Consider the following 20,036-nt stretch of genomic DNA (forward strand, 5'->3'; position numbering starts at 1 on the left):
CCTAGAATGGGCCGGCCGCCTTGGCTTTTCTGGAGATTCCATGTCGTTCATCACGCGTGTCCTCGGCGCAGTCCTGTTTGCCGTCGCCCTGTCGCCCGCCGTCCAGGCCTCGACCGAACAAGAGGCCGCCAATAAGGCGGCCGTGCTGGCCTTCTATGAAAAGGGCCTGAACCAGAAAGACGCGGACGCCGCCGTGAAGTACCTGGGCGACCGCTACATCCAGCACAATCCAAACGCGGCTGATGGACCCGAGGGATTCCGCAAGTTCGTCGCCTTCCTGCGCGACAAATACCCGCAGTCGAAAAGCGAGATCAAGCGCGTCTTCACCGATGGCGATTATGTGATCCTGCATGTGCACGCGGTGCGCGAACCGGGGTCGCGCGGCAACGCCATCATCGACATCTTCCGGCTGGAGCAGGGCAAGATCGTCGAGCACTGGGACGCGGTGCAGCCGATTCCCGAGCAATCCGCCAACAGCAACGGCATGTTCTGAAGCGGGCGGCTTGCCGCCGGCGCGCCGTCTTGCGCGAACGCGCCGGATCAGGCGGTGGGGTTGGCCTGGAAACCCAGGCTGTCCGGCACCTGGGCGCGGTCGATCAGGCGCAGCGGCGCCGCGTCGTAGACGCCCGGCAGCGCGATGCGCAGCGATTGCGAGGGCGCCAGGCGATCGATGACGTCCAGCAGGGCGGCGCCGTCGTCCGTGACGAGCCGTTCCATCAGGGGCGGCAGGTCGCGATCCAGCACCACGCCGGGGCCCTGCGATGCCATGGCGTACAACTGTCCGGCGTCATCCAGCCACCAGCCGCTGACCGCGCCCACCGGTTGGCCGGTGTGCGTGAGCAGGGCGCGGCCGGCGTCATCGAGACGCAGCACGTACGGCGCGGCATCGAGCCGCAGGAAGACGCGCTGCGGCCCGTTCTGGAAGAACCAGCGACCGGCCTCGTCGTGTTCGTAATTGCGGTCGATGAAGCCCTGGATCTGGGGATTGGTGATGGACTCGCCCGGCCCGCCCGCGGCGGCCTGTCCTTGCGGATGCAGGCGCCAGCGGCCGCGCGGATCCAGCGACAGCCAGCCGAACACCGCGGGCACGTCGGGCCAGCGGGCGATGGCGTCTTTCACCGAGGGATCCATGGTCAGGGGCGGATGATGATGGGGGGCGGGTTGATGATGATGGCGGGCGCGGGCATGGCCGGCACCAGCACGGGCTGGGGCGCGTAACCGTAGCGGTAGTCGTCGCGGCACTTGCGCTTTTCGCGGTAGTCGCCGTTGCGTTTCCACTTGCGCTCGACTTCACAGGCGCCGTCCCAGTACTTCTCTTTATACTCGCCGCGGCCATGACCATGGCCATGGCCATGGCGGTGATGGCGGTCGGAATCGGCCTCGGCGGCCAGCGGCGCCAGCGTCATCAGCGTGGCGGCGGACAAGGCCAGCAGGGTGGGGCGGGCGCGTCGCGATTTTTGATTGCTGTGCATGGGATCGTCGTCAAATGAAAACGGCGTCACCTTAGCAATCAAACGATTGACTGGGCGTAGGGATGGGTAACGAGATGCAGGGGGAGAAATACTGGAGGCGCAAGCCGGAATCGAACCGACGTACACGGATTTGCAATCCGCTGCATAACCACTCTGCCATTGCGCCAGTACTGCAAGAAAAAAGGAAGCTCGGTATAGGCCGGTGCTTCCTTTTTGTATTTGGAGCGGGAGACGAGTCTCGAACTCGCGACCTCAACCTTGGCAAGGTTGCGCTCTACCAACTGAGCTACTCCCGCGGGGGCACTGCGTTTGATGAACCTGTTTTGTCGGCTGCTTTTGAAAGAGGCCGTGTCCACCAAAGACAGCGATTATACACAGTTTTTAGGACTTGTGCGGGCTCGCCGGGCGTCCGGCAAAAAAAGTTGCCGGATGATGTCGCGCGCCCGCGGCGCCTCGTGAGCGGCGCCGCAACGTTGCGCAGGCGTGCGGAACGCGGGATGGCTGAGCGCTGACGATGCGGAATCGACGCGAACAACAAGGCAATACGGGGGGAGGGGGGAGCGACAGGAATCCGTCGAGGGGGAAAGCGGTGCCGATGAAGCCTGGCGATCCGATTCAATCAGCAAATCCGGCGGCTGTTCCACCAATGCGGCGACGTTCATGAAACGGCGCATCTGCTGGAGCGGGAGACGAGTCTCGAACTCGCGACCTCAACCTTGGCAAGGTTGCGCTCTACCAACTGAGCTACTCCCGCGCGGATACTGCTGTACTGCGAAGAGGCGAGAGTATACCGTAATTTTCGGCCGGGGCAAGCGGACGTGCCCAGGCCGCATGGCCCAGACCGCATGGCCCAAGCAGCATGGCCCAAGCAGCATGGCCCAGGCCAAATGGTGATTCTTGGCGCTTTTTCGCCGCGGCCGCTGGCGGCACTATGTGGGCATGCGGCGATGTCGTCCGCAATCGCTCCCACAAAGGTATCCGTGACATGACCCAGCGTTTGAATTACTTCCAGGTTTCCGCCGAACTGTCCAAGCACTACCTCGACTTCAGCACCGCGCTGAAAAAGACGGCCGTGATCCGGGAATTCAATGACCTCGTGACTATCCGCGCCTCGCAGATCAATGGCTGCGGCTTCTGCCTGGACATGCACATCAAGCAGGCCAAGATCGGCGGCGAGCGCGAGCTGCGGCTGCACCACATCGCCATCTGGCGTGAGTCCACCCTGTTCAGCCCGCGCGAGCGCGCCGCGCTGGAATGGACCGAGGCGTTGACCACGCTGCACCCGCATGGCGTGTCCGACGCGGTGTACGAACAGGTCCGCGGCCAGTTGTCCGAAGCCGAAATCTCGGACCTCACCTTCCTGGTGGTGGGCATCAACGGCTGGAACCGCCTGAACGTCGCCTTCCGCACCGAGCCGGGCTCCGCCGACGCCGCGTTCGGCCTGGACAAGGCCGGGTTGAAGTAAGCGGGATTGAGGCGGACGGCGGCGTCGTCTTGCCCATGGGCAAGACGCGGGTCGCTACATAAGTTCCAGGATGCGGCGCCCGAGCTGCTCGGCGCGCTCCTGGGACTCGATGTTGGTGAAGCTCATCAAGAGTCCGGCGCCGCATGGGGCGGCGGTCGTCCAGCGCGACAGGGCGTGCGCATAGATGCCGTGCTCGACCATGCGTTGCGCCAGCGGGCGGTCCGTCTGGTGGCCCTGCATCCGCACCAGCAGATGCATGCCGCCCGGTTGCGGATTGATCGGCATGGCGGGGCCGAACACCTTGGCCAGTCCCGCGGCCGTGGCGTTGCGGCGCTCCGAATAGAGCCGCCGCATGCGCTGGATGTGGCGGGCGAAGTGGCCCTCCAGCATGAAGGCGCTGACCAGCGCCTGGGTCAGGCCCGGAATGCCGTTGCCCAGCACCCGGTTCACATCCTCGAAGCGCCGCACCTGGGCCTCGGGCACCACCAGGTAGGCCAGGCGGATGCCGGGAAACATGACCTTGCTGAAGGTGCCCGCATAGAGCACGCGGCCCTGGCGGTCCAGGCTCTTCAGGGCCGGCAGCGGCCGGCTGACGTAGCGGTACTCGCCGTCGTAGTCGTCTTCCACGATCCAGCGCTGATTGCGCTCGGCCCACTCCAGCAGCGCCTGACGGCGCGTCAGCGACAGCGTCACGCTCAGCGGGCTTTGGTGCGCGGGCGTGACGACCGCGGCGCTCGCCTGCGGCGCCTGCGCGATGCCCTGCGCCACCATGATGCCTTCGGCATCGACTTCCACCGGCGCGAGCGTCAGGCCCGAGTGCTTCAACAGCTCACGCGTCGGCGGGTAGCCGGGGTCTTCCACCCAGACCTCGTCGCCGGGCTGCAGCAGCGCCTGGATCACCAGGTTCAGGCTCTCGCGATAGCCGGACGTGATGAACACTTGCGCCGGCGAGCAGTGGATGCCGCGCGCGACCTGCAGGTGCGCGGCGATCGCGGTGCGCAGCGCGGGCAGGCCGTCGGCGGGCGGGTAGGACAGGTCGGCCGCCTGCGTGGCGCGCAGGTGGCGGGCGCCGAGCCGCGCCCAGATCTTGCGCGGAAAGGCGTCCAGCGCCGGCAGGCCCATCTGGAACGGCAGCAGCGTCGGCGGCTGGCGCCAGATGTCGGGGTCCGCCTTGGCGGGCGGCGGCAGCGGCCGGGGCGCGGCCTGCGCCTGCAGGCCGGGGGTGACCACGGTGCCGGCCTGGCCGCGCGGCTGCACATAGCCTTCGGCGTGCAGCAGCGAATAGGCCATCTCGATGGTGCCGCGCGCCACGCCCAGGTCCTTGGCCAGCGCGCGCGCCGACGGGATGCGGTCGCCCGGCTTGAGCGTGCCCTGGGCGATCGCGCCGCGGAAGCGCTCGTAGACCTGCCGGTACAGCGGTTCGTCGCCGGAAGCGGCGGGCGGCAGGCTGGCAAGGGAAGAGGGCGTCATGGCCTAGTCGAAAGGTCAATTTATGGTTCTTCAAATTATGGCATGGCTTCCTTAGCATCATGGTTGTGCCCGCCCTGGCGGCGGGTGGTTTCTTTCAAGACAGGATCCTCATGAGTCAACAGGACATCCGCCCTATCGAATCCGCCGAGGCGCTGCGCGCCTGCTTTCCGGTCATGCGCGAGTTGCGCCCGCACCTGGCCGACGAGCGCGATTTCGCCGACCGCGTCGCGCGCATGCGCGACGAGCATTACGCCCTGCTGGCGGTGTGGGAGGACGACGCGCCCGTCGCGCTGGCCGGCTACCGCTTCCAGGAAAACCTGATCTATGGCCGCTTCCTCTATGTCGACGACCTGGTCGTCACCGAGCGCAGCCGTGGCGCGCGTCATGGCGCCGCCCTGCTGCAGGCGCTCGAACGCATGGCGCGCGAGGCCGGCTGCGCCAAGCTGGTGCTGGACACCGGGCTGGCCAATGCGCTGGCGCAGCGCTTCTACTTCCGTCAGGGATTGCTAACCGGGGCGATGCGTTTCAGCAAGGTGCTGGGGGAGCAAGCGGCATGAGCGTCCTGCGTTTGACTTGCAGCCCGCGCGGCGCGGAATCGGAAAGCCACCGGCTGTCGCAGTTCGTCGTCGATGGCCTGGCGCGGGCGGATGCCGCGCGTGGCCGCGACCTCGTCGAGATCGACGCCAACCGGCTGCCGCATGTGGATGCCGAATACGCGTGGGCGCTGGGATCGCCCTCCGATCCGGACGGCGATCCCGCCGGATCGTTGCATCAGTCCGACCGCTTGATCCAATCGCTGGCCGACGCCGATTACGTCGTCATCGCCACGCCGATGCACAACTACACCGTGCCTTCGGCCTTGAAGGTGTGGATCGATCACGTGGTGCGGGTGCGCAGCACGTTCACCGTGACGCGCGAAGGCAAGATCGGGGTGCTGGCCGACAAGCCGGTGTTCGTGGCGGTGTCGTCGGGCGGCCTGTTCTCCGGGGGCGAGGCGCGCCAGCCGGATTTCCTGACGCCCTATCTGAAAGTGGCGCTGGCCACCATCGGCCTGAAGCGCCTGACGTTCTTTTCGGTGGAAGGCACCGCGATGGGGGGACAGGCGCTGGAGGCGGCACGGCTGCGGACTCAGGCGGAAATCGCGGCGTACTTCGCGGATGCGGCCGACACCCTGGCCGAGGTTGCCGTTCAGGCGCCGCGCGGGGGCTCCCTTTTCAGCACAGATAGGCCCTAGGCGTCCATCCACACGTCTTCGTAGCCCTGGTCGTCGATGATGAACTTCGCGCCTGGCGGCAGGCGCAGGTAATCGACGACCCGCGGCAGCAGCGTCGCCAGATGCGCGGTGTGAAGGGGCTGGTAGAAGTCGTCGGCGTCCGAGTATTCGCCGCCGTGGATGAACCAGCTGACGGTGCCGTCGCGCGGCAACGCGATGCGCGTGCCGTAAATCGGCGTGGCGCCAAGGGTATGCAGGGCGACCGCGACCATCTCTTCCGGCGCCATGCCCTGCATGCCGTATCGGGCGCAGATCTCGTCCTGTGCAGCCGTTCGCGGGGGTGTCGTCATGCAGGCCATTTCCGGTTGTTGTCGCGAATGTGTGATTGTCGCCGCGGAAATGAAAAAAGGGCCCGCAGGCCCTTTCTTGCAACATGCGCAGTGTGAAGACACTGCCCATAAAATCTGGAGCGGGAGACGAGTCTCGAACTCGCGACCTCAACCTTGGCAAGGTTGCGCTCTACCAACTGAGCTACTCCCGCATGGGTCCGCAATTTCTGGCTTGGTGAAAACTCCACGCAGTGCCAGTGCAAACCATTTCTTATTGCCAACCACTTTCGCGGTTGCCTGATCAACTTGGTTATCGATCAGAAGGCGCGCATTCTACATGATTTTTTTCAATCGTGCTTGCCGCTGGCAGATTGCCGGGGCAGGCGGATCGCGCTGAACTTCGCGTGGCCAAGGTTGCACTGAGTGCCGCCTGGCTGCCAAGCTCAATCAAGTAATATGAGCGAAGACAGAAAATATAGCACACCCGGTAGTATCCATGTCAAATTCCTCTGCCACCGCGCCTGTCCTGACCCCCGAGGCGCGGGACCTTTCCGCCTTGAACACCCTGGGCCTGGCGTCCACGGCCCAGGCCTGCGTCACGCTCGACGATGTGGCCCAACTGCCGGCGCTGTCGGCCCTGGCCGCGCGGCACGACCGGCTGCTGGTGCTGGGCGGCGGCAGCAATGTGGTGCTGCCCGAGACCGTGCCGGGCCTGGTGGCGCGCGTGGCGCTGCGCGGCGTGCGCCTGTTGCGGGCCGAGGCCGATGCGTGGCTGGTCGAAGCGGCCGCCGGCGAGACCTGGCATGGCTTCGTCGCCGAATGCGTGAAGCAGGGCTGGGACGGCCTGGAAAACCTGGCGTTGATCCCGGGCACGGTCGGCGCGGCGCCGGTGCAGAACATCGGCGCCTACGGCGTCGAGCTGGCCGATCGCTTCGACAGCCTGACCGCCTGGGACGTGCTGGCCGGCAGGTATGTCGAGATGAGCGCGGCCGATTGCCGCTTTGCTTATCGCGACAGCGTCTTCAAGCATCAGCCGCCCGGCCGCTGGGTGATCGTGGCGGTGCGCTTGCGCTTGCCGCGGCCGTGGCGGCCGGTGCTGTCGTATCCGGATCTGCAGCGTCATCCCGGGCTGGCGGGCGAGCCGTCGGCGCGCGCCATCTTCGAGGCGGTCTGCGAGATCCGGCGCGCCAAGCTGCCGGACCCGGCGGTCACCGGCAACGCCGGCAGCTTTTTCAAGAACCCCATCGTATCGGCCGCGCAGCGCGAAGCGCTTGCCGCCCGTTATCCCGGCCTGGTGTCGTATCCACAGCCGGACGGCGGCTACAAGCTGGCGGCTGGCTGGCTGATCGACCAGTGCGGCTGGAAGGGGCGCGCCCTCGGGGCGGCCGGGGTGCATGACCGGCAGGCGCTGGTGCTGGTGAACCGCGGCGGCGCCACCGCCGCCGACATCCTGGCGCTGGCGCGCGCGATCCAGGGCGCGGTCGCCGAACGCTACGGCGTGGCGCTGGAGCCGGAACCCGTGGTGGTGTGAGCGGACGCGCCACGAAAAAAAGGACCCTCGCGGGTCCTTTTTTTGTTGGCGCGGCGGGATCAGAGACCCAGCACCGCCTGCATGTCGTACAGGCCGTTGCGCTTGCCTTCCAGGAAGCGCGCGGCGCGCAATGCGCCTTCGGCATAGGTGGCGCGGCTGGCCGAGCGGTGGGTGATCTCGATGCGTTCGCCGATGCCGCAGAACGACACGGTGTGATCGCCGACGATATCGCCGCCGCGCAGTACCGAGAAGCCGATGGTGCCGGGCTTGCGCACGCCGGTGTCGCCGTGGCGGCTCCAGGTGGCCACGTCGGGCAGCGCGACGTCCCAGGCCGAGGCGATGGTCTCGCCCATCTTGAGCGCGGTGCCCGAGGGCGCGTCGACCTTGTTGCGGTGATGCGCTTCGAACACTTCGACGTCATAGCCCGAATTCAGGATGCGGGCGGCCATGTCCAGCAGCTTGAGCGTGGCGTTCACGCCCACGCTCATGTTGGGCGCGAACACGATGGCGGTTTTCTGCGCGGCCACTTCGATGGCGGCGCGGCCGTTGTCGTCAAAGCCGGTGGTGCCGATGACGGCCTTCACGCCCAGCTTGGCGCAGGCCTGCAGGTGTTCCAGCGTGCCTTCGGGGCGGGTGAAATCGATCAGGCAGTCGGCGTTGGCCAGCGCGGCCAGGTCGTCGGTGATGGCGACGCCGGTCTGCTGGCCCAGCGGCGCGCCCGCGTCCTGGCCCAGCGAGGGCGAACCCTGGCGGTCGAGCGCGACCGCCAGTTGCAGGCCGTCGGCCTTCAGGACGGCGTCGATCAGCATCTGGCCCATACGGCCGCTGGCGCCGGCGATAGCAATACGCATGAAGAAAATCCTTGGGTTAGCGCAGCGGCTCGGGCGCGTTGCCGGGCTGGCCAGGGTACTGGGTGATGGGGTTGGCGGGCGCGGCGGCGTCGCGCTTCTTCTGCTCTTCTTCCTGCTTGATCCGGGCCTCGTCCTCGCTCAGGCGCTTGTCGGCCTTTTCGTCGGCGGTGGCGCTGGGGGTGTTCAGCTGGTAGGGCTGCAGGTCGGGCTGCTTGTCGCCTTCCCAGCGGGTCAGCCGGTCGTTCTCGAACCAGACCGTGAACTTGCGTTCCTGGGCGTCGCCGTAGCCGGGCTTGTAGTAGTAGGGGTAATCCCAGCGGTTGGCGTGCAGCACGCTGGTCAGGGTGGGGCTGCCGAGGGCGAAGCGCACCTGTTCGCGCGTCATGCCCGGTTGCAGCAGCGCGACCTGCTCCTGGGTGATCCAGTTGCCTTGCTGGACGCCGGCCTTATAGGGGAAGCCCCACTTGTCCCCCGTGCAGCCGGCAAGGGCGACGGCCAGGGCGGCGATGGCCAATCCGGTCTTGAGCGAGCGGGAAGGAATTCGTGCAATCATGGACACTACGCGCCCCTATTATTTGGAAGCAGACAAAACCGTTATCATAAAGGTTTCATAAGGATAGTTCTGCGGGGCGGCAGGAATTCTGGGAAGCCGGCTCGCGGTTACCCGGTATCCTTGCCCATGCCAACGCGGACGGAGAGCGATTACACCATGAGCGACCAAAGCGAACTGAAAAACATGGGTTTGAAGGCGACTTTCCCGCGCCTGAAAATTCTTGATATCTTCCGTAAGTCTGACCAGCGCCACCTCAGCGCCGAAGACGTCTACCGGGCCCTGATCGGCGAAAACGTCGAAATCGGCCTGGCCACCGTCTATCGCGTGCTGACCCAGTTCGAACAGGCCGGCATCCTTGCCCGCAGCCAGTTCGACAGCGGCAAGGCCGTGTTCGAGCTCAATGACGGCGATCACCACGATCACCTGATCTGCACGAACTGCGGCAAAGTGGTCGAATTCTCGGACCCGGACATCGAAAAGCGCCAGCAGAAGATCGCCAAGGACAACGGCTTCGCGCTGGAAAGCCACGCCATGGTGCTGTACGGCATCTGCGGCAGCTGCCTGAAAGGCCGCTGAGCTTTTCCGCGTTCGACCCTGACCACGGCCGCGCTCGCCGTGGTTCAGTGAAAGCAAAAGCCCCTTCTTCAAGAAGGGGCTTTTTTTATTCCCGGACTGAATCGGGGCGACAGGCTGGCGGGATATGGGCTGCCGGCGCGGGGGCAGCCCCTGGATTCGGACGACCGAAAACCGGCCTGCGGGCGGCGAGGCTGCGGGGCTGAGGCCTGGACGGCAACCGGCTCAGGCCGGCGCGCGGCCGATGCCGGCCAGCATTTCGCGGGCGTGTTCGCGGGTGGTGGCGGTGAGCTTGATGCCGCCCAGCATGCGGGCGATTTCCTCGACCCGGGCGCCGTCGTCCAGTTCCTCGATGCGCGAGCGGGTGGTGCCGCGCGATTCGGTCTTGCTGACCAGGAATTGGTTGTTGCCGCAGGCCGCGACCTGCGGCAGGTGGGTGACACACAGCACCTGGTGACGTTCGCCCAGTTCGCGCAGCAGCTTGCCGACCGCTTCGGCCACCGCGCCGCCGACGCCGCTGTCGACTTCGTCGAAGATCAGCGTGGGCACGCGCGCGGCGCGGCTGGCGATGACCGACAGCGCCAGCGAGATGCGCGACAGTTCGCCGCCGGAAGCGATCTTGGCCAGCGGCCGCGGCGTGGTGCCGGCGTGGCCGGCCACCAGGAATTCGACCTGCTCGTTACCATGCGCCGACGGCGCGGCCGCAGCCAGCGTGGGTTCGAACTTGCCGCCCTGCATGGCCAGCGTCTGCATCGCCTGGGTGACCTGCTTGCCGAGGTCCTTGGCGATCTTGCGGCGCGCCGTGGTGAGCTTGGCGGCGGCGGCGTCGTACTGCGCCTGCGCCGCCTGCGCCTGGGCCCGCAGCGCGTCGATGTCGGCGGCGGCCTGCAATGCGGAGAGTTCGGCGTGCAGGCTGTCGCGCAGCGCGCACAGCCCGTCGGGTTCGGTGCGGAACTTGCGCGCAGTCTCGAACACGGCGCTCAGGCGAGCTTCGAGGTCGGCCAGGCGGCGTGGATCGAGATCGACGCGGCTGACGTAGTTGTTCAGGTCGGACACGGCTTCGCTAATGGCGATGCGGGCCGACTCGAGTTCGTCGTAGATGCCCTGCAGGCCGGTGTCGTGCCGCAGCATCTGCTGGATGCGGTGATTGGCCGAGGTCAGCCGATGGTGGGCCGAATCGCCCTCGCCGTCGAGCGCATCGAGGATCTGCGTGGCGCCGTCCAGCAGCGATTGCGAGTGCGACAGGCGCGTGTGTTCGGCCTGCAGCGATTCCCATTCGTCCGGCGCCAGGCCCAGGCGGTCGAGTTCGTCGACCTGCCATTGCAGCCGTTCGCGTTCGGTGGCCAGGCCGGCGGCATCCTTTTCGGCGGATTCGAGCTGGCGCGCCAGCGCGCGCCATTGCTTCCAGGCCTGGCCGACGGCCTGGCGCAGGTCGCCGTGGCCGCCGTGCGCATCCAGCAGGTCGCGCTGGGCCTCGGGCCGCATCAGGCTCTGGTGCGCGTGCTGGCCGTGGATGTCGACCAGGCTGTCGCCCAGTTCGCGCAGTTGCGCGACCGTGGCGGGCGTGCCGTTGATGTAGGCGCGGCTGCGGCCCTGCGCGTCGATCACGCGGCGCAGCGACAGTTCCTCGTCGGCGTCGATCTCGCGTTCGGCCAGCCAGGCGTTCAGCGCCGGCGGCGTGTCGAAGACGGCGGTGATGTCGGCGCGCGCGGCGCCTTCGCGCAGGACGCTGACGTCGCCGCGTTCGCCCAGCGCCAGCGCCAGCGCGTCGATGAGAATGGATTTGCCCGCGCCGGTCTCGCCGGAGAAGACGGTGAAGCCGGGACCGAAATGGATCTCGGTCTGCTCGACGATGACGAAGTCGCGGATGTGCAGGGTGCGCAGCATGTCGGGGCGCTTACTACTCTACGTTGTCGGTGGCTTGCGGCATCAGGTTCCAGTGCAGCTTGCGGCGCAGGGTGGAAAAGAAGCTGTAGCCTTCCGGATGCACGAAACGGATGGTGTAGGGCGCGCGCTGCACGACGATGCGGTCGCCGGGCTGCAGGTCGGACCAGGTCTGCATGTCGAAGTGCACGCTGGCGCCGACCTCGACCCGGCCCATGGCGGTGAGCGTCATGTTGAGCACGCCGCTGTCGGGGATCACGATGGGGCGGTTCGACAAAGTCTGCGGCGCCACCGGCACCAGCACCATGGCGTTCATGCCGGGGTGCAGGATGGGGCCGTTGGCCGACAGCGCATAGGCGGTCGAGCCGGTGGGCGTGGCGATGATCAGGCCGTCGGCGCGCTGCGTGTACATGAAGGCGCCGTCGAGCTCGACGCGCACTTCGATCATGCCGCCGCGCCCGGCGCGGTTCAGCACCACGTCGTTGAGCGCCGAGGCCGCGTACATCTGCTGGTCGCCGCGCCAGACGCTGCCTTCCAGCAGCATGCGTTCCTCGATCTGGAAGTTGCCTTCGAGCACGCGCGCCAGCGCGTCGTGCGCGTCCTGCACCGGGATGTCGGTGATGAAGCCGAGATGGCCGTGGTTGATGCCGACCAGCGGCACGCCGAACGGCGCCAGATGGCGCGCCGCGCCCAGCACCGTGCCGTCGCCGCCCATGACCACCGCCAGCGACGCGTCCTGGCCGATCTGCTCGTAGGTGGCGACCGGGTATTCCGTGAGCCCGGTATTGCGGGCCGTGTCGGCGTCGACGAGCACCTGCCGCCCGGCCTGCGTGAGCGCGTGCGCGAGCGCCCTTAGCGGAGTGGCCAGGCCGGCGTCCTGGTATCTGCCGATCAGCGCGACGGTAGGAAAGTGCATGGTGGCGAGGCGAATCAGAAAAAGCGAAATGGGTCCGGAATCGGGCCCGTTAGCCGATTATATGGGGCCGCATATTGGCTTGCGGGACAAAAATCGCCTTAATTGGAAAAGATTCCCTAAAATACCCGCTATGGATGACCGCGCACGCGCATTACTGAAAGCGTTGATCGAACGCTACATCGCCGATGGGCAACCAGTCGGCTCGCGGACGCTATCGAAGGTCTTCGACCTGTCGCCCGCCACCATCCGCAACGTCATGGCGGACCTGGAAGAGCTGGGCCTGATCCACAGTCCGCACACCTCCGCGGGGCGCATTCCGACGCCGCGCGGCTACCGCATGTTCGTCGATTCGCTGCTGGCGGTGCAGTCCTACCAGCTCGAGCCCCACAACATGGGCGACATGCTGGCGGCGGCCGAACCCACCCGCGCGGTCAATGCCGCGGCGGCGCTGCTGTCGAACCTGACGCAGTTCGCCGGCGTGGTGCTGACGCCCAAGCGCGCCCAGGTGTTCCGCCAGATCGAATTCATCCGCCTGTCCGACAAGCGCGTGCTGCTGATCATCGTCACCCCCGACGGCGACGTGCAGAACCGCATCCTGTTCGTGCAGCGCGACTACGCCGAGGCCGAGCTGCTGGAGGCCGGCAACTTCTTCAACATCCATTTCGCCGGCAAGTCCTTCGACGCGGTGCGGCGCACGCTGTCCACCGAGCTGGCCCAGTTGCGCGAAGACATCTCGCGGCTGATGCAGGCGGCGGTCGAGGCCAGCGCCGAAGCGGCCGAGGACGGCGACGCCGTGGTCATCTCGGGCGAGCGCAAGCTGCTCGACGTCACTGACATCGCGTCCGACATGGATCGCCTGCGCAAGATGTTCTCGCTGTTCGAGAAGAAGACCGACCTGCTGCAGCTGCTCGATGTGTCGAGCCGCGCGCAAGGCGTGCAGATCTACATCGGCGGCGATTCGCAGCTGGTGCCGATGGAAGAAGTCTCGGTGATCACCGCGCCCTATGGCGTGGATGGCAAGGTGGTCGGCACGCTCGGCGTGATCGGTCCGACCCGCATGGCCTACGAACGCGTGATTCCCATCGTGGACATCACGGCGCGTCTGCTGTCCAACGCCCTCAGCCACAACCAGTAGTTCCATTCGAACCGACATCCTCCTTGCGGAGGAAGGGGAGTTTTTGTGTTTCTTCGCCTGTTCAAGTATCTCTGGCCTGAACGCTACCTGCCCGAAACGGAGCAGGACGACCCTTTCAATGAAGACCCGCCGCCGCGCGCGCCGGGCAAGGTCGGCGTGCTGCTGGTGAACCTGGGCACGCCCGACACCCCGGGCAAGAAGGACATCCGCAAGTACCTGGGCGAATTCCTGTCGGACCCGCGCGTGATCGAGATTCCGCGCTATCTGTGGAAGCCGATCCTGCACGGCCTGGTGCTGACGATGCGGCCCAAGAAGCTGGAGCCGCGCTACGCCGGCGTCTGGCTCAAGGACGGCTCGCCGCTGATGGTCTACAGCCGCCGCCAGGCCGAAGGCGTGCAGGCCGCGTTGACCGCGGCCGGCGTCGAGGCGGTGGTGGAACTGGGCATGCGCTACGGCAACCCGTCGATTCCCGACGCCATCTCGCGGCTGCGGGCGCAGGGCTGCGAACGCATCCTGACCGTGCCGCTGTATCCGCAATATGCCGCCAGCACCTCGGCCACCGTGGTCGACGCCGTCACGCGCCACGCCGGCCGGCTGCGCGACCAGCCGGAAATGCGCTTCATCAAGCGGTTCCATGAGGATCCCATCTATCTCGATCCGCTGGCCGCCCGCATCGAGGCGTACTGGCGCGAGCATGGCAAGCCGCAGAAGCTGGTCATGAGCTTCCACGGCCTGCCGCGCTATTCCATCGAGCTGGGCGATCCGTACTACCGCGACTGCATGGAAACCGCGCGGTTGCTGTCGCAGCGCCTGTCGCTGCCGCGCGAGCAGATCGAGGTGACCTTCCAGAGCCGCTTCGGCACCGCCCGCTGGCTCGAGCCCTACACTGAACCGACCCTCAAGGCGCTGGCCGCCTCGGGTGTCACCGAGGTGGATGTGGTGTGTCCGGGATTTGTGGCAGACTGTCTGGAAACCCTGGAAGAGATCAGCCTGGAGTGCCGCGACGCCTTTCTCGGCGCCGGCGGCAAGCAGTTCCGTTACATCCCGGCGCTCAATGACGATCCGGCCTGGATCGCGGGGTTGGCCACCCTGACGGAACGGCACTTGCAGGGATGGCCCACACATTCACGGACTTGAAGGAGAGGGCGCATGCACCATGATCCCAAGACGGGCAAGATTGTGAAAAAGGGGAACGTCAGCACCCCGGTGGACGAGGATCAGGTCGAGCACGAGCTGGACGAGGCGCTGGCCGAGACCTTCCCCGCCAGCGATCCCATCGCGATCAACCCGGAACCCGACGACGATCCGCGCGTCGACCGCGCCCTGAAAGAGAGCTTTCCCGCCAGTGACGCCGCCGCCCCGGCGCAGCCGCACAAGAAATGATCGGTTCCTGATGGCGCCGGCTGCGTCGGAAATCCGGATTCTGGGCGGTTTTTTGCCGCTGATGCTGAGTTTTCAGTGGGTTTTGCCGGATTTTTCAGTATTGCCGCCCATTGCCGCGGCAGCGGTGCGCGGCGGGGAATATTTGCTTTCCCGGGCTTGAAATAGGGGTATTGGCCCCCATTCATGTCTGCGAAAGCCATTCTTTTTGGAGGATTCCCCATGACGGCACCCAACGAGCCTGTAGATCAGACGCCCGGATTCGGCAATGATGCCGATGCGGCCCCCGCCGCCCAGGACGCCGCGCAGGCCGAGCTGAACGAGTTGCGCGCCCAGCTGGACGCGGCCCAGGCTACCGTCAATGAGCAGCATGACCAGCTTCTGCGCATTCGCGCCGAGGCCGAGAACGTGCGCCGCCGTGCCCAGGAAGAAGTGTCCAAGGCACGCAAGTTCGGCATCGAGTCGTTCGCGGAGAGCCTGGTGCCGGTCAAGGACAGCCTCGAGGCCGCGCTGGCCCAGGCCGACCAGACCGTGGACACGCTGCGCGAAGGCGTCGAAGTCACGCTCAAGCAGCTGGCGGCCGCCTTCGAGCGCAACATGCTCAAGGAAATCGCGCCGGTCCAGGGCGACAAGTTCGATCCGCACCAGCATCAGGCGATTTCGTCGATCCCGACCGACCAGCCCGCCAACACGGTGGTGCAGGTGCTGCAGAAAGGTTACGCCATCGCCGACCGCACCCTGCGTCCGGCCCTGGTGGTGGTGTCCGCCGGCCAAGGCTGAACGGACCGCGCGCCATGACCGATCCCAGGTTCGACCCGGCCCAGGTCTTCGCGGTGTTCGGCATGCGTCATGTCGATACCGCGGGATTCGACGCCGCCGTGGTCCAGGCGCCGGGATCGGACCTGCGCTGCGTGTTCCTGTGGGGCCAGGATTGCTATAACTGCAATCTCTTCAAGCAGGCGGCGCTGCTGCACCAGGAAACCCTGCTGGGCCTGGGGCTGAGCTGGTTCGAGGCGGATGTGTATGCCGACGAGCCGCTGGGCCGCCGCTTTTCCCTGCATGGTGTCCCCACTTTTGTGCTTTACCGGGCCGGAAAACGGCTCGGCCGCATTACCGGTTGGCCCGGATTGCCCCAGTTCACGGCGGCGATCCGGCGCCTGCAGGAAACGCCGGCGGAAAATTCCAGCCAGGCGTCTTGAAAAACCCTGCGGGCAGCCCCAGTTATGTGGGGACAGGAAATTTCTCTCCAATTTCACAGATTTATCCAAGGTAACCCGACCATGAGCAAAATTATTGGCATCGACCTGGGCACGACCAACAGCTGCGTGGCTGTCATGGACGGCGGTCAGGTCAAGATCATCGAAAACGCCGAAGGCGCCCGCACCACCCCGTCGATCGTCGCCTACATGGACGACGGCGAAACGCTGGTTGGCGCGCCCGCCAAGCGCCAGGCCGTGACCAACCCGCGCAACACGCTGTACGCGGTGAAGCGCCTGATCGGCCGCAAGTTCGAGGAAAAGGCGGTGCAGAAGGACATCAACCTGATGCCCTATGCCATCGTCAAGGCCGACAACGGCGACGCCTGGGTGGAAGTGCGCGGCAAGAAGATGGCGCCTCCCCAAGTGTCGGCCGACGTGCTGCGCAAGATGAAGAAGACCGCCGAGGACTACCTGGGCGAGGAAGTGACCGAGGCCGTCATCACGGTGCCGGCGTACTTCAACGACAGCCAGCGCCAGGCCACCAAGGACGCCGGCCGCATCGCCGGCCTGGAAGTCAAGCGCATCATCAACGAGCCGACCGCGGCCGCGCTGGCCTTCGGCCTGGACAAGACCGAAAAGGGCGACCGCAAGATCGCCGTGTATGACCTGGGCGGCGGCACGTTCGACGTGTCGATCATCGAAATCGCCGACGTCGATGGCGAAAAGCAGTTCGAAGTGCTGTCGACCAACGGCGACACCTTCCTGGGCGGCGAAGACTTCGACCAGCGCATCATCGACTACATCATCTCCGAGTTCAAGAAGGAACAAGGCGTCGATCTGTCCAAGGACGTGCTGGCCCTGCAGCGCCTGAAGGAAGCCGCTGAAAAGGCCAAGATCGAACTGTCGTCGGCGCAGCAGACCGAGATCAACCTGCCGTACATCACGGCCGATGCCTCGGGTCCGAAGCACCTGAACCTGAAGATCACGCGCGCCAAGCTGGAAGCGCTGGTCGAGGAACTGATCGAACGCACCATCGAGCCCTGCCGCGTGGCCATCAAGGACGCCGGCGTGAAGGTTTCCGACATCGACGACGTGATCCTGGTCGGCGGCATGACCCGCATGCCCAAGGTCCAGGAAAAGGTGAAGGAATTCTTCGGCAAGGATCCGCGCAAGGACGTGAACCCCGACGAAGCCGTCGCCGCTGGCGCCGCCATCCAGGGTTCCGTGCTGTCGGGCGACCGCAAGGACGTGCTGCTGCTGGACGTCACCCCCCTGTCCCTGGGTATTGAAACCCTGGGCGGCGTGATGACCAAGATGATCCAGAAGAACACGACCATCCCGACCCGCTTCTCGCAGACCTTCTCGACCGCCGACGACAACCAGCCGGCCGTGACGATCAAGGTGTTCCAGGGCGAGCGTGAAATCGCCGCGGGCAACAAGGCCCTGGGCGAGTTCAACCTCGAAGGGATCCCGCCGTCGCCGCGTGGCATGCCGCAGATCGAAGTCACGTTCGACATCGACGCCAACGGCATCCTGCACGTGTCGGCCAAGGACAAGGGCACCGGCAAGGAAAACAAGATCACCATCAAGGCCAACTCGGGTCTGTCGGAAGACGAGATCCAGCGCATGGTCAAGGATGCCGAGGCCAACGCCGAGGAAGATCACCGCGTCGCCGAACTGGCCCAGTCGCGCAACCAGGCCGATGCCCTGGTGCACGCCACCCGCAAGTCGCTGACCGAATACGGCGACAAGCTCGAGGCGTCCGAGAAGGAAGGCATCGAGGCGGCCATCAAGGCGCTGGAAGAAACGTTGAAGGACGGCGACAAGGCCGCCATCGACGCCAAGGTCGAAGCCCTGTCGACCGCCTCGCAGAAGCTCGGCGAAAAGATGTACGCCGACATGCAGGCGCAGCAAGCCGCCGGCCAGCAGCAGGCCGCCGACAACGCGAAGCCGGTGGACGACAATGTCGTCGACGCCGACTTCAAGGAAGTCAAGCGCGACCAATAATGGCCGGGCGCTGACCTGCCTCTGCCGCCCGGTAGCCGGAGAAATCCGCCTACCGGGCGAACTCATTCTGTAGCACTGAAAAGAAGGCTCTCCCCCGAGCCCACCGATCATGGCAAAACGCGACTATTACGAAGTCCTGGGCGTGGCGAAAAACGCCTCGGACGACGAACTCAAGAAGGCCTATCGAAAGCTGGCCATGAAGTACCATCCGGACCGCAATCCGGACAGCAAGGAAGCCGAAGAGAAGTTCAAGGAAGCCAAGGAAGCCTACGAGGTCCTGGGCGATGAACAGAAGCGCGCCGCGTACGACCGCTACGGCCATGCGGGCGTTGACCCCAACGCCGCCGGCATGGGCGGTGGCGGCATGGGCGGCGGGTTCGCCGACGCCTTTGGCGACATCTTCGGCGAGATCTTCGGCGGTGGCGGCGGTGGCCGCCGCGGCGGCGGTCCGCAGGTCTATCGCGGCGCCGACTTGAAGTACGCGCTGGAGATCACGCTGGAGCAGGCCGCGGCCGGCTTCGACACCGAGATCCGCGTGCCCAGCTGGGAAAACTGCGACACCTGCCACGGTTCCGGCGCCAAGCCCGGCACCTCGCCCAAGACCTGCCGCACCTGCGGCGGCTCCGGCGCGGTGCGCATGCAGCAGGGTTTCTTCAGCGTGCAGCAGACCTGCCCGACCTGCCATGGCAACGGCAAGGAGATCACCGATCCGTGCACGGCCTGCGATGGCGTCGGCCGCATCCGCCGCAACAAGACCCTGCAGGTCAAGATTCCGGCCGGCATCGACGACGGCATGCGCATCCGCTCCAGCGGCAATGGCGAGCCCGGCATCAATGGCGGCCCGCCGGGCGACCTGTATGTGGAAATCCACATCAAGCAGCACAAGATCTTCCAGCGCGACGGCGACGACCTGCACTGCGAACTGACCATCCCGTTCACCACGGCGGCGCTGGGCGGCGAACTGCAGGTGCCGACGCTGGGCGGCAAGGCCGAGATCTCGATTCCCGAAGGCACGCAGTCCGGCAAGACCTTCCGCCTGCGCGGCAAGGGTATCCGCGGCGTGCGCGGCAGCTATCCGGGCGACCTGTACTGCCACGTGGTGGTCGAGACGCCGGTGCGTCTGAGCGACGACCAGAAGAACATCCTGCGCCAGTTCGAGGCCTCGCTGAACGACGGGGGCGACCGCCACTCGCCGCAAAGCAAGTCCTGGACCGATCGCGTCAAGGAGTTCTTCAGCTGAATCGGCTGAGCTGAATCCCGCCGTACCGGCGGTTCTCGGCCCAGGCTCCGGAAGCGTCCGGAGCCTGGGCCGATTTCATTGGTCGGGCAATGGCCGAATAATGGTCAGGGCAAAAAAAACCGCGGCTTGCGCCGCGGTTTTACTGCAGGTACTGCAACTTCTTGCTTCAGACTTCGTACTGCTAACTACAGGTGCTGCATCTTCCAAAACAGACTTCTTACTGCAACTACAGGTACTGCTACTTCGCACTGCTACTGCTCCGCCGCTGTGGCCTGAAAAAACCGACCCCGAACCATGATGCCGCCCGGGGCCGGCCGGGCTACAGCAAGCAGCTCACCGGGTGATCGGCGGATATTCGAGTTCGCCGAACGTGTATTGGCCGCTGGCCTTGGCCTGGGCGAGTTCCTGCTGGACTTCGGCGCGCGTCTTGACGCTGGCCGCCGCCTTGACGGGCGGGTATTGCAGTTCACCGAAGGTGTACTCGCCGCTGGTCTTGGCTTGTTGCAGCTGGGCCTGCACTTCCTGCGCGCTCAGGCTGGCGGCCTGGGGCAGGGCGGGCGGGTAGTCCAGCTCGCCAAAGGTGTATTGGCCGCTGATCTTGGCTTGTTGCAGTTCGGTCGCCACCTGGGCGCTCGACTTGGCTTGCTCGACGCCGGCGGCCTGGGCGCCAGCGCCCACCAGGGCTAGGGAAATCAGCAGGGTAGTTGTCAGGGTTTTCATAATGACCTCCAATTCGTTTTAAACGGGGCCGAATCCGGCGGCCCTCCGTCGTGGTTCGTTGTTTGTTCCCGATGACTGAATTGTGCGCGGCATCCCAC

At 65.9% G+C, this 20,036-nt stretch carries 23 protein-coding genes and 4 tRNA genes; 14 read left to right on the forward strand and 13 right to left on the reverse strand.

The window, feature by feature from the left end; genetic code table 11:
• Positions 1 to 40: 40 nt before the first annotated feature.
• A complete protein-coding gene (locus tag H0523_RS00725; protein WP_156333330.1) occupies positions 41 to 493 on the forward strand; it encodes a nuclear transport factor 2 family protein in 453 nt (150 codons plus the stop codon).
• A 47-nt stretch (positions 494 to 540) separates the two neighbouring features.
• On the opposite strand, the gene H0523_RS00730 is transcribed toward H0523_RS00725, so the two are convergent.
• From H0523_RS00730 to H0523_RS00750, 5 genes are all read right to left on the reverse strand, one after another.
• Positions 541 to 1,131 (reverse strand): DUF2946 family protein, encoded by a 591-nt coding sequence (locus H0523_RS00730; RefSeq protein ID WP_054432948.1) that lies wholly within the window; start codon positions 1,129 to 1,131, stop codon positions 541 to 543.
• 2 nt (positions 1,132 to 1,133) lie between these two features.
• A complete protein-coding gene (locus tag H0523_RS00735) occupies positions 1,134 to 1,472 on the reverse strand; it encodes a hypothetical protein (protein WP_054433088.1) in 339 nt (112 codons plus the stop codon).
• Between the two features lie 92 nt (positions 1,473 to 1,564).
• A tRNA-Cys gene (locus H0523_RS00740) sits at positions 1,565 to 1,638 on the reverse strand.
• Between the two features lie 54 nt (positions 1,639 to 1,692).
• Positions 1,693 to 1,768: transfer RNA gene (locus tag H0523_RS00745), tRNA-Gly, on the reverse strand.
• A gap of 382 nt (positions 1,769 to 2,150) precedes the next feature.
• A tRNA-Gly gene (locus H0523_RS00750) sits at positions 2,151 to 2,226 on the reverse strand.
• 231 nt (positions 2,227 to 2,457) lie between these two features.
• On the opposite strand from H0523_RS00750, the gene H0523_RS00755 reads away from it, so the two are divergent.
• The gene (locus H0523_RS00755) at positions 2,458 to 2,937 is read left to right on the forward strand and encodes a carboxymuconolactone decarboxylase family protein (RefSeq protein ID WP_054432950.1); all 480 of its coding nucleotides are present in this window, start codon (positions 2,458 to 2,460) and stop codon (positions 2,935 to 2,937) included.
• 54 nt (positions 2,938 to 2,991) lie between these two features.
• Here the strand turns inward: H0523_RS00755 and pdxR are convergent, their stop codons facing one another.
• Positions 2,992 to 4,407, reverse strand: coding sequence for a MocR-like pyridoxine biosynthesis transcription factor PdxR (gene pdxR / locus H0523_RS00760; RefSeq protein ID WP_054432952.1), 1,416 nt, complete (start codon positions 4,405 to 4,407; stop codon positions 2,992 to 2,994).
• Positions 4,408 to 4,517: 110 nt separating this feature from the next.
• Between pdxR and H0523_RS00765 the strand changes: the two genes are divergently transcribed.
• Positions 4,518 to 4,964 carry a GNAT family N-acetyltransferase gene (locus tag H0523_RS00765; protein ID WP_054432954.1) on the forward strand — a complete coding sequence of 149 codons (447 nt, stop codon included), beginning with the start codon at positions 4,518 to 4,520 and terminating at the stop codon, positions 4,962 to 4,964.
• Positions 4,961 to 5,641, forward strand: a complete 681-nt coding sequence (locus H0523_RS00770) for an FMN-dependent NADH-azoreductase (protein WP_054432956.1) — start codon at positions 4,961 to 4,963, stop codon at positions 5,639 to 5,641. Before H0523_RS00765 ends, H0523_RS00770 begins: the two co-directional genes overlap by 4 nt.
• On the opposite strand, the gene H0523_RS00775 is transcribed toward H0523_RS00770, so the two are convergent.
• Both H0523_RS00775 and H0523_RS00780 read right to left on the reverse strand, forming a co-directional pair.
• Entirely contained in the window at positions 5,638 to 5,970 is a 333-nt protein-coding gene (locus H0523_RS00775) for an immunity protein Imm33 domain-containing protein (protein ID WP_054432957.1), read from the reverse strand. The two genes, H0523_RS00770 and H0523_RS00775, sit on opposite strands and share 4 nt — an antisense overlap.
• A 115-nt stretch (positions 5,971 to 6,085) precedes the next feature.
• Positions 6,086 to 6,161, reverse strand: a tRNA-Gly gene (locus H0523_RS00780).
• Between the two features lie 284 nt (positions 6,162 to 6,445).
• Here H0523_RS00780 and murB point away from each other — a divergent pair.
• Positions 6,446 to 7,480 carry a UDP-N-acetylmuramate dehydrogenase gene (gene murB / locus H0523_RS00785; RefSeq protein ID WP_054432959.1) on the forward strand — a complete coding sequence of 345 codons (1,035 nt, stop codon included), beginning with the start codon at positions 6,446 to 6,448 and terminating at the stop codon, positions 7,478 to 7,480.
• 59 nt (positions 7,481 to 7,539) lie between these two features.
• Here murB and dapB read toward each other — a convergent pair whose 3' ends face one another.
• Both dapB and H0523_RS00795 read right to left on the reverse strand, forming a co-directional pair.
• A complete protein-coding gene (gene dapB, locus H0523_RS00790; RefSeq protein WP_054432960.1) occupies positions 7,540 to 8,331 on the reverse strand; it encodes a 4-hydroxy-tetrahydrodipicolinate reductase in 792 nt (263 codons plus the stop codon).
• 16 nt (positions 8,332 to 8,347) lie between these two features.
• The gene (locus H0523_RS00795) at positions 8,348 to 8,884 is read right to left on the reverse strand and encodes an outer membrane protein assembly factor BamE (protein ID WP_054432962.1); all 537 of its coding nucleotides are present in this window, start codon (positions 8,882 to 8,884) and stop codon (positions 8,348 to 8,350) included.
• A gap of 156 nt (positions 8,885 to 9,040) precedes the next feature.
• Between H0523_RS00795 and fur the strand changes: the two genes are divergently transcribed.
• Entirely contained in the window at positions 9,041 to 9,460 is a 420-nt protein-coding gene (fur, locus tag H0523_RS00800; RefSeq protein ID WP_006223539.1) for a ferric iron uptake transcriptional regulator, read from the forward strand.
• A gap of 222 nt (positions 9,461 to 9,682) precedes the next feature.
• On the opposite strand, the gene recN is transcribed toward fur, so the two are convergent.
• Both recN and H0523_RS00810 read right to left on the reverse strand, forming a co-directional pair.
• Entirely contained in the window at positions 9,683 to 11,344 is a 1,662-nt protein-coding gene (recN, locus tag H0523_RS00805; protein WP_054432964.1) for a DNA repair protein RecN, read from the reverse strand.
• A 13-nt stretch (positions 11,345 to 11,357) separates the two neighbouring features.
• Positions 11,358 to 12,257, reverse strand: coding sequence for an NAD kinase (locus tag H0523_RS00810; RefSeq protein ID WP_054432966.1), 900 nt, complete (start codon positions 12,255 to 12,257; stop codon positions 11,358 to 11,360).
• A gap of 130 nt (positions 12,258 to 12,387) precedes the next feature.
• On the opposite strand from H0523_RS00810, the gene hrcA reads away from it, so the two are divergent.
• The 8 genes from hrcA to dnaJ all read left to right on the forward strand — a co-directional run bounded on the left by hrcA (position 12,388) and on the right by dnaJ (position 19,218).
• Positions 12,388 to 13,392: a heat-inducible transcriptional repressor HrcA gene (hrcA, locus tag H0523_RS00815; protein ID WP_006393215.1), complete on the forward strand. Its 1,005-nt coding sequence runs from the start codon at positions 12,388 to 12,390 to the stop codon at positions 13,390 to 13,392.
• 45 nt (positions 13,393 to 13,437) lie between these two features.
• Positions 13,438 to 14,529, forward strand: coding sequence for a ferrochelatase (gene hemH / locus H0523_RS00820; protein WP_054432969.1), 1,092 nt, complete (start codon positions 13,438 to 13,440; stop codon positions 14,527 to 14,529).
• Positions 14,530 to 14,541: 12 nt separating this feature from the next.
• On the forward strand, positions 14,542 to 14,775 hold the full coding sequence (locus H0523_RS00825) for a hypothetical protein (protein ID WP_054432971.1): 234 nt from the start codon (positions 14,542 to 14,544) through the stop codon (positions 14,773 to 14,775).
• A 10-nt stretch (positions 14,776 to 14,785) separates the two neighbouring features.
• Complete coding sequence (locus tag H0523_RS00830; RefSeq protein WP_156333329.1) at positions 14,786 to 14,935, forward strand: hypothetical protein; 150 nt, start codon at positions 14,786 to 14,788, stop codon at positions 14,933 to 14,935.
• A 59-nt stretch (positions 14,936 to 14,994) separates the two neighbouring features.
• Positions 14,995 to 15,552 carry a nucleotide exchange factor GrpE gene (grpE, locus tag H0523_RS00835; RefSeq protein WP_054432973.1) on the forward strand — a complete coding sequence of 186 codons (558 nt, stop codon included), beginning with the start codon at positions 14,995 to 14,997 and terminating at the stop codon, positions 15,550 to 15,552.
• Between the two features lie 14 nt (positions 15,553 to 15,566).
• Positions 15,567 to 15,971 carry a thioredoxin family protein gene (locus H0523_RS00840; RefSeq protein ID WP_054432974.1) on the forward strand — a complete coding sequence of 135 codons (405 nt, stop codon included), beginning with the start codon at positions 15,567 to 15,569 and terminating at the stop codon, positions 15,969 to 15,971.
• 81 nt (positions 15,972 to 16,052) lie between these two features.
• Positions 16,053 to 17,978, forward strand: coding sequence for a molecular chaperone DnaK (dnaK, locus tag H0523_RS00845; protein ID WP_006393220.1), 1,926 nt, complete (start codon positions 16,053 to 16,055; stop codon positions 17,976 to 17,978).
• A gap of 109 nt (positions 17,979 to 18,087) precedes the next feature.
• Complete coding sequence (dnaJ, locus tag H0523_RS00850) at positions 18,088 to 19,218, forward strand: molecular chaperone DnaJ (protein ID WP_054432976.1); 1,131 nt, start codon at positions 18,088 to 18,090, stop codon at positions 19,216 to 19,218.
• A gap of 333 nt (positions 19,219 to 19,551) precedes the next feature.
• Here the strand turns inward: dnaJ and H0523_RS00855 are convergent, their stop codons facing one another.
• The gene (locus tag H0523_RS00855; protein WP_054432978.1) at positions 19,552 to 19,938 is read right to left on the reverse strand and encodes a DUF4148 domain-containing protein; all 387 of its coding nucleotides are present in this window, start codon (positions 19,936 to 19,938) and stop codon (positions 19,552 to 19,554) included.
• Positions 19,939 to 20,036: the final 98 nt, after the last annotated feature.

Origin of the sequence: Achromobacter insuavis (assembly GCF_902859645.1) — a bacterium.
Taxonomy (GTDB): Bacteria; Pseudomonadota; Gammaproteobacteria; order Burkholderiales; family Burkholderiaceae_B; genus Achromobacter; species Achromobacter insuavis.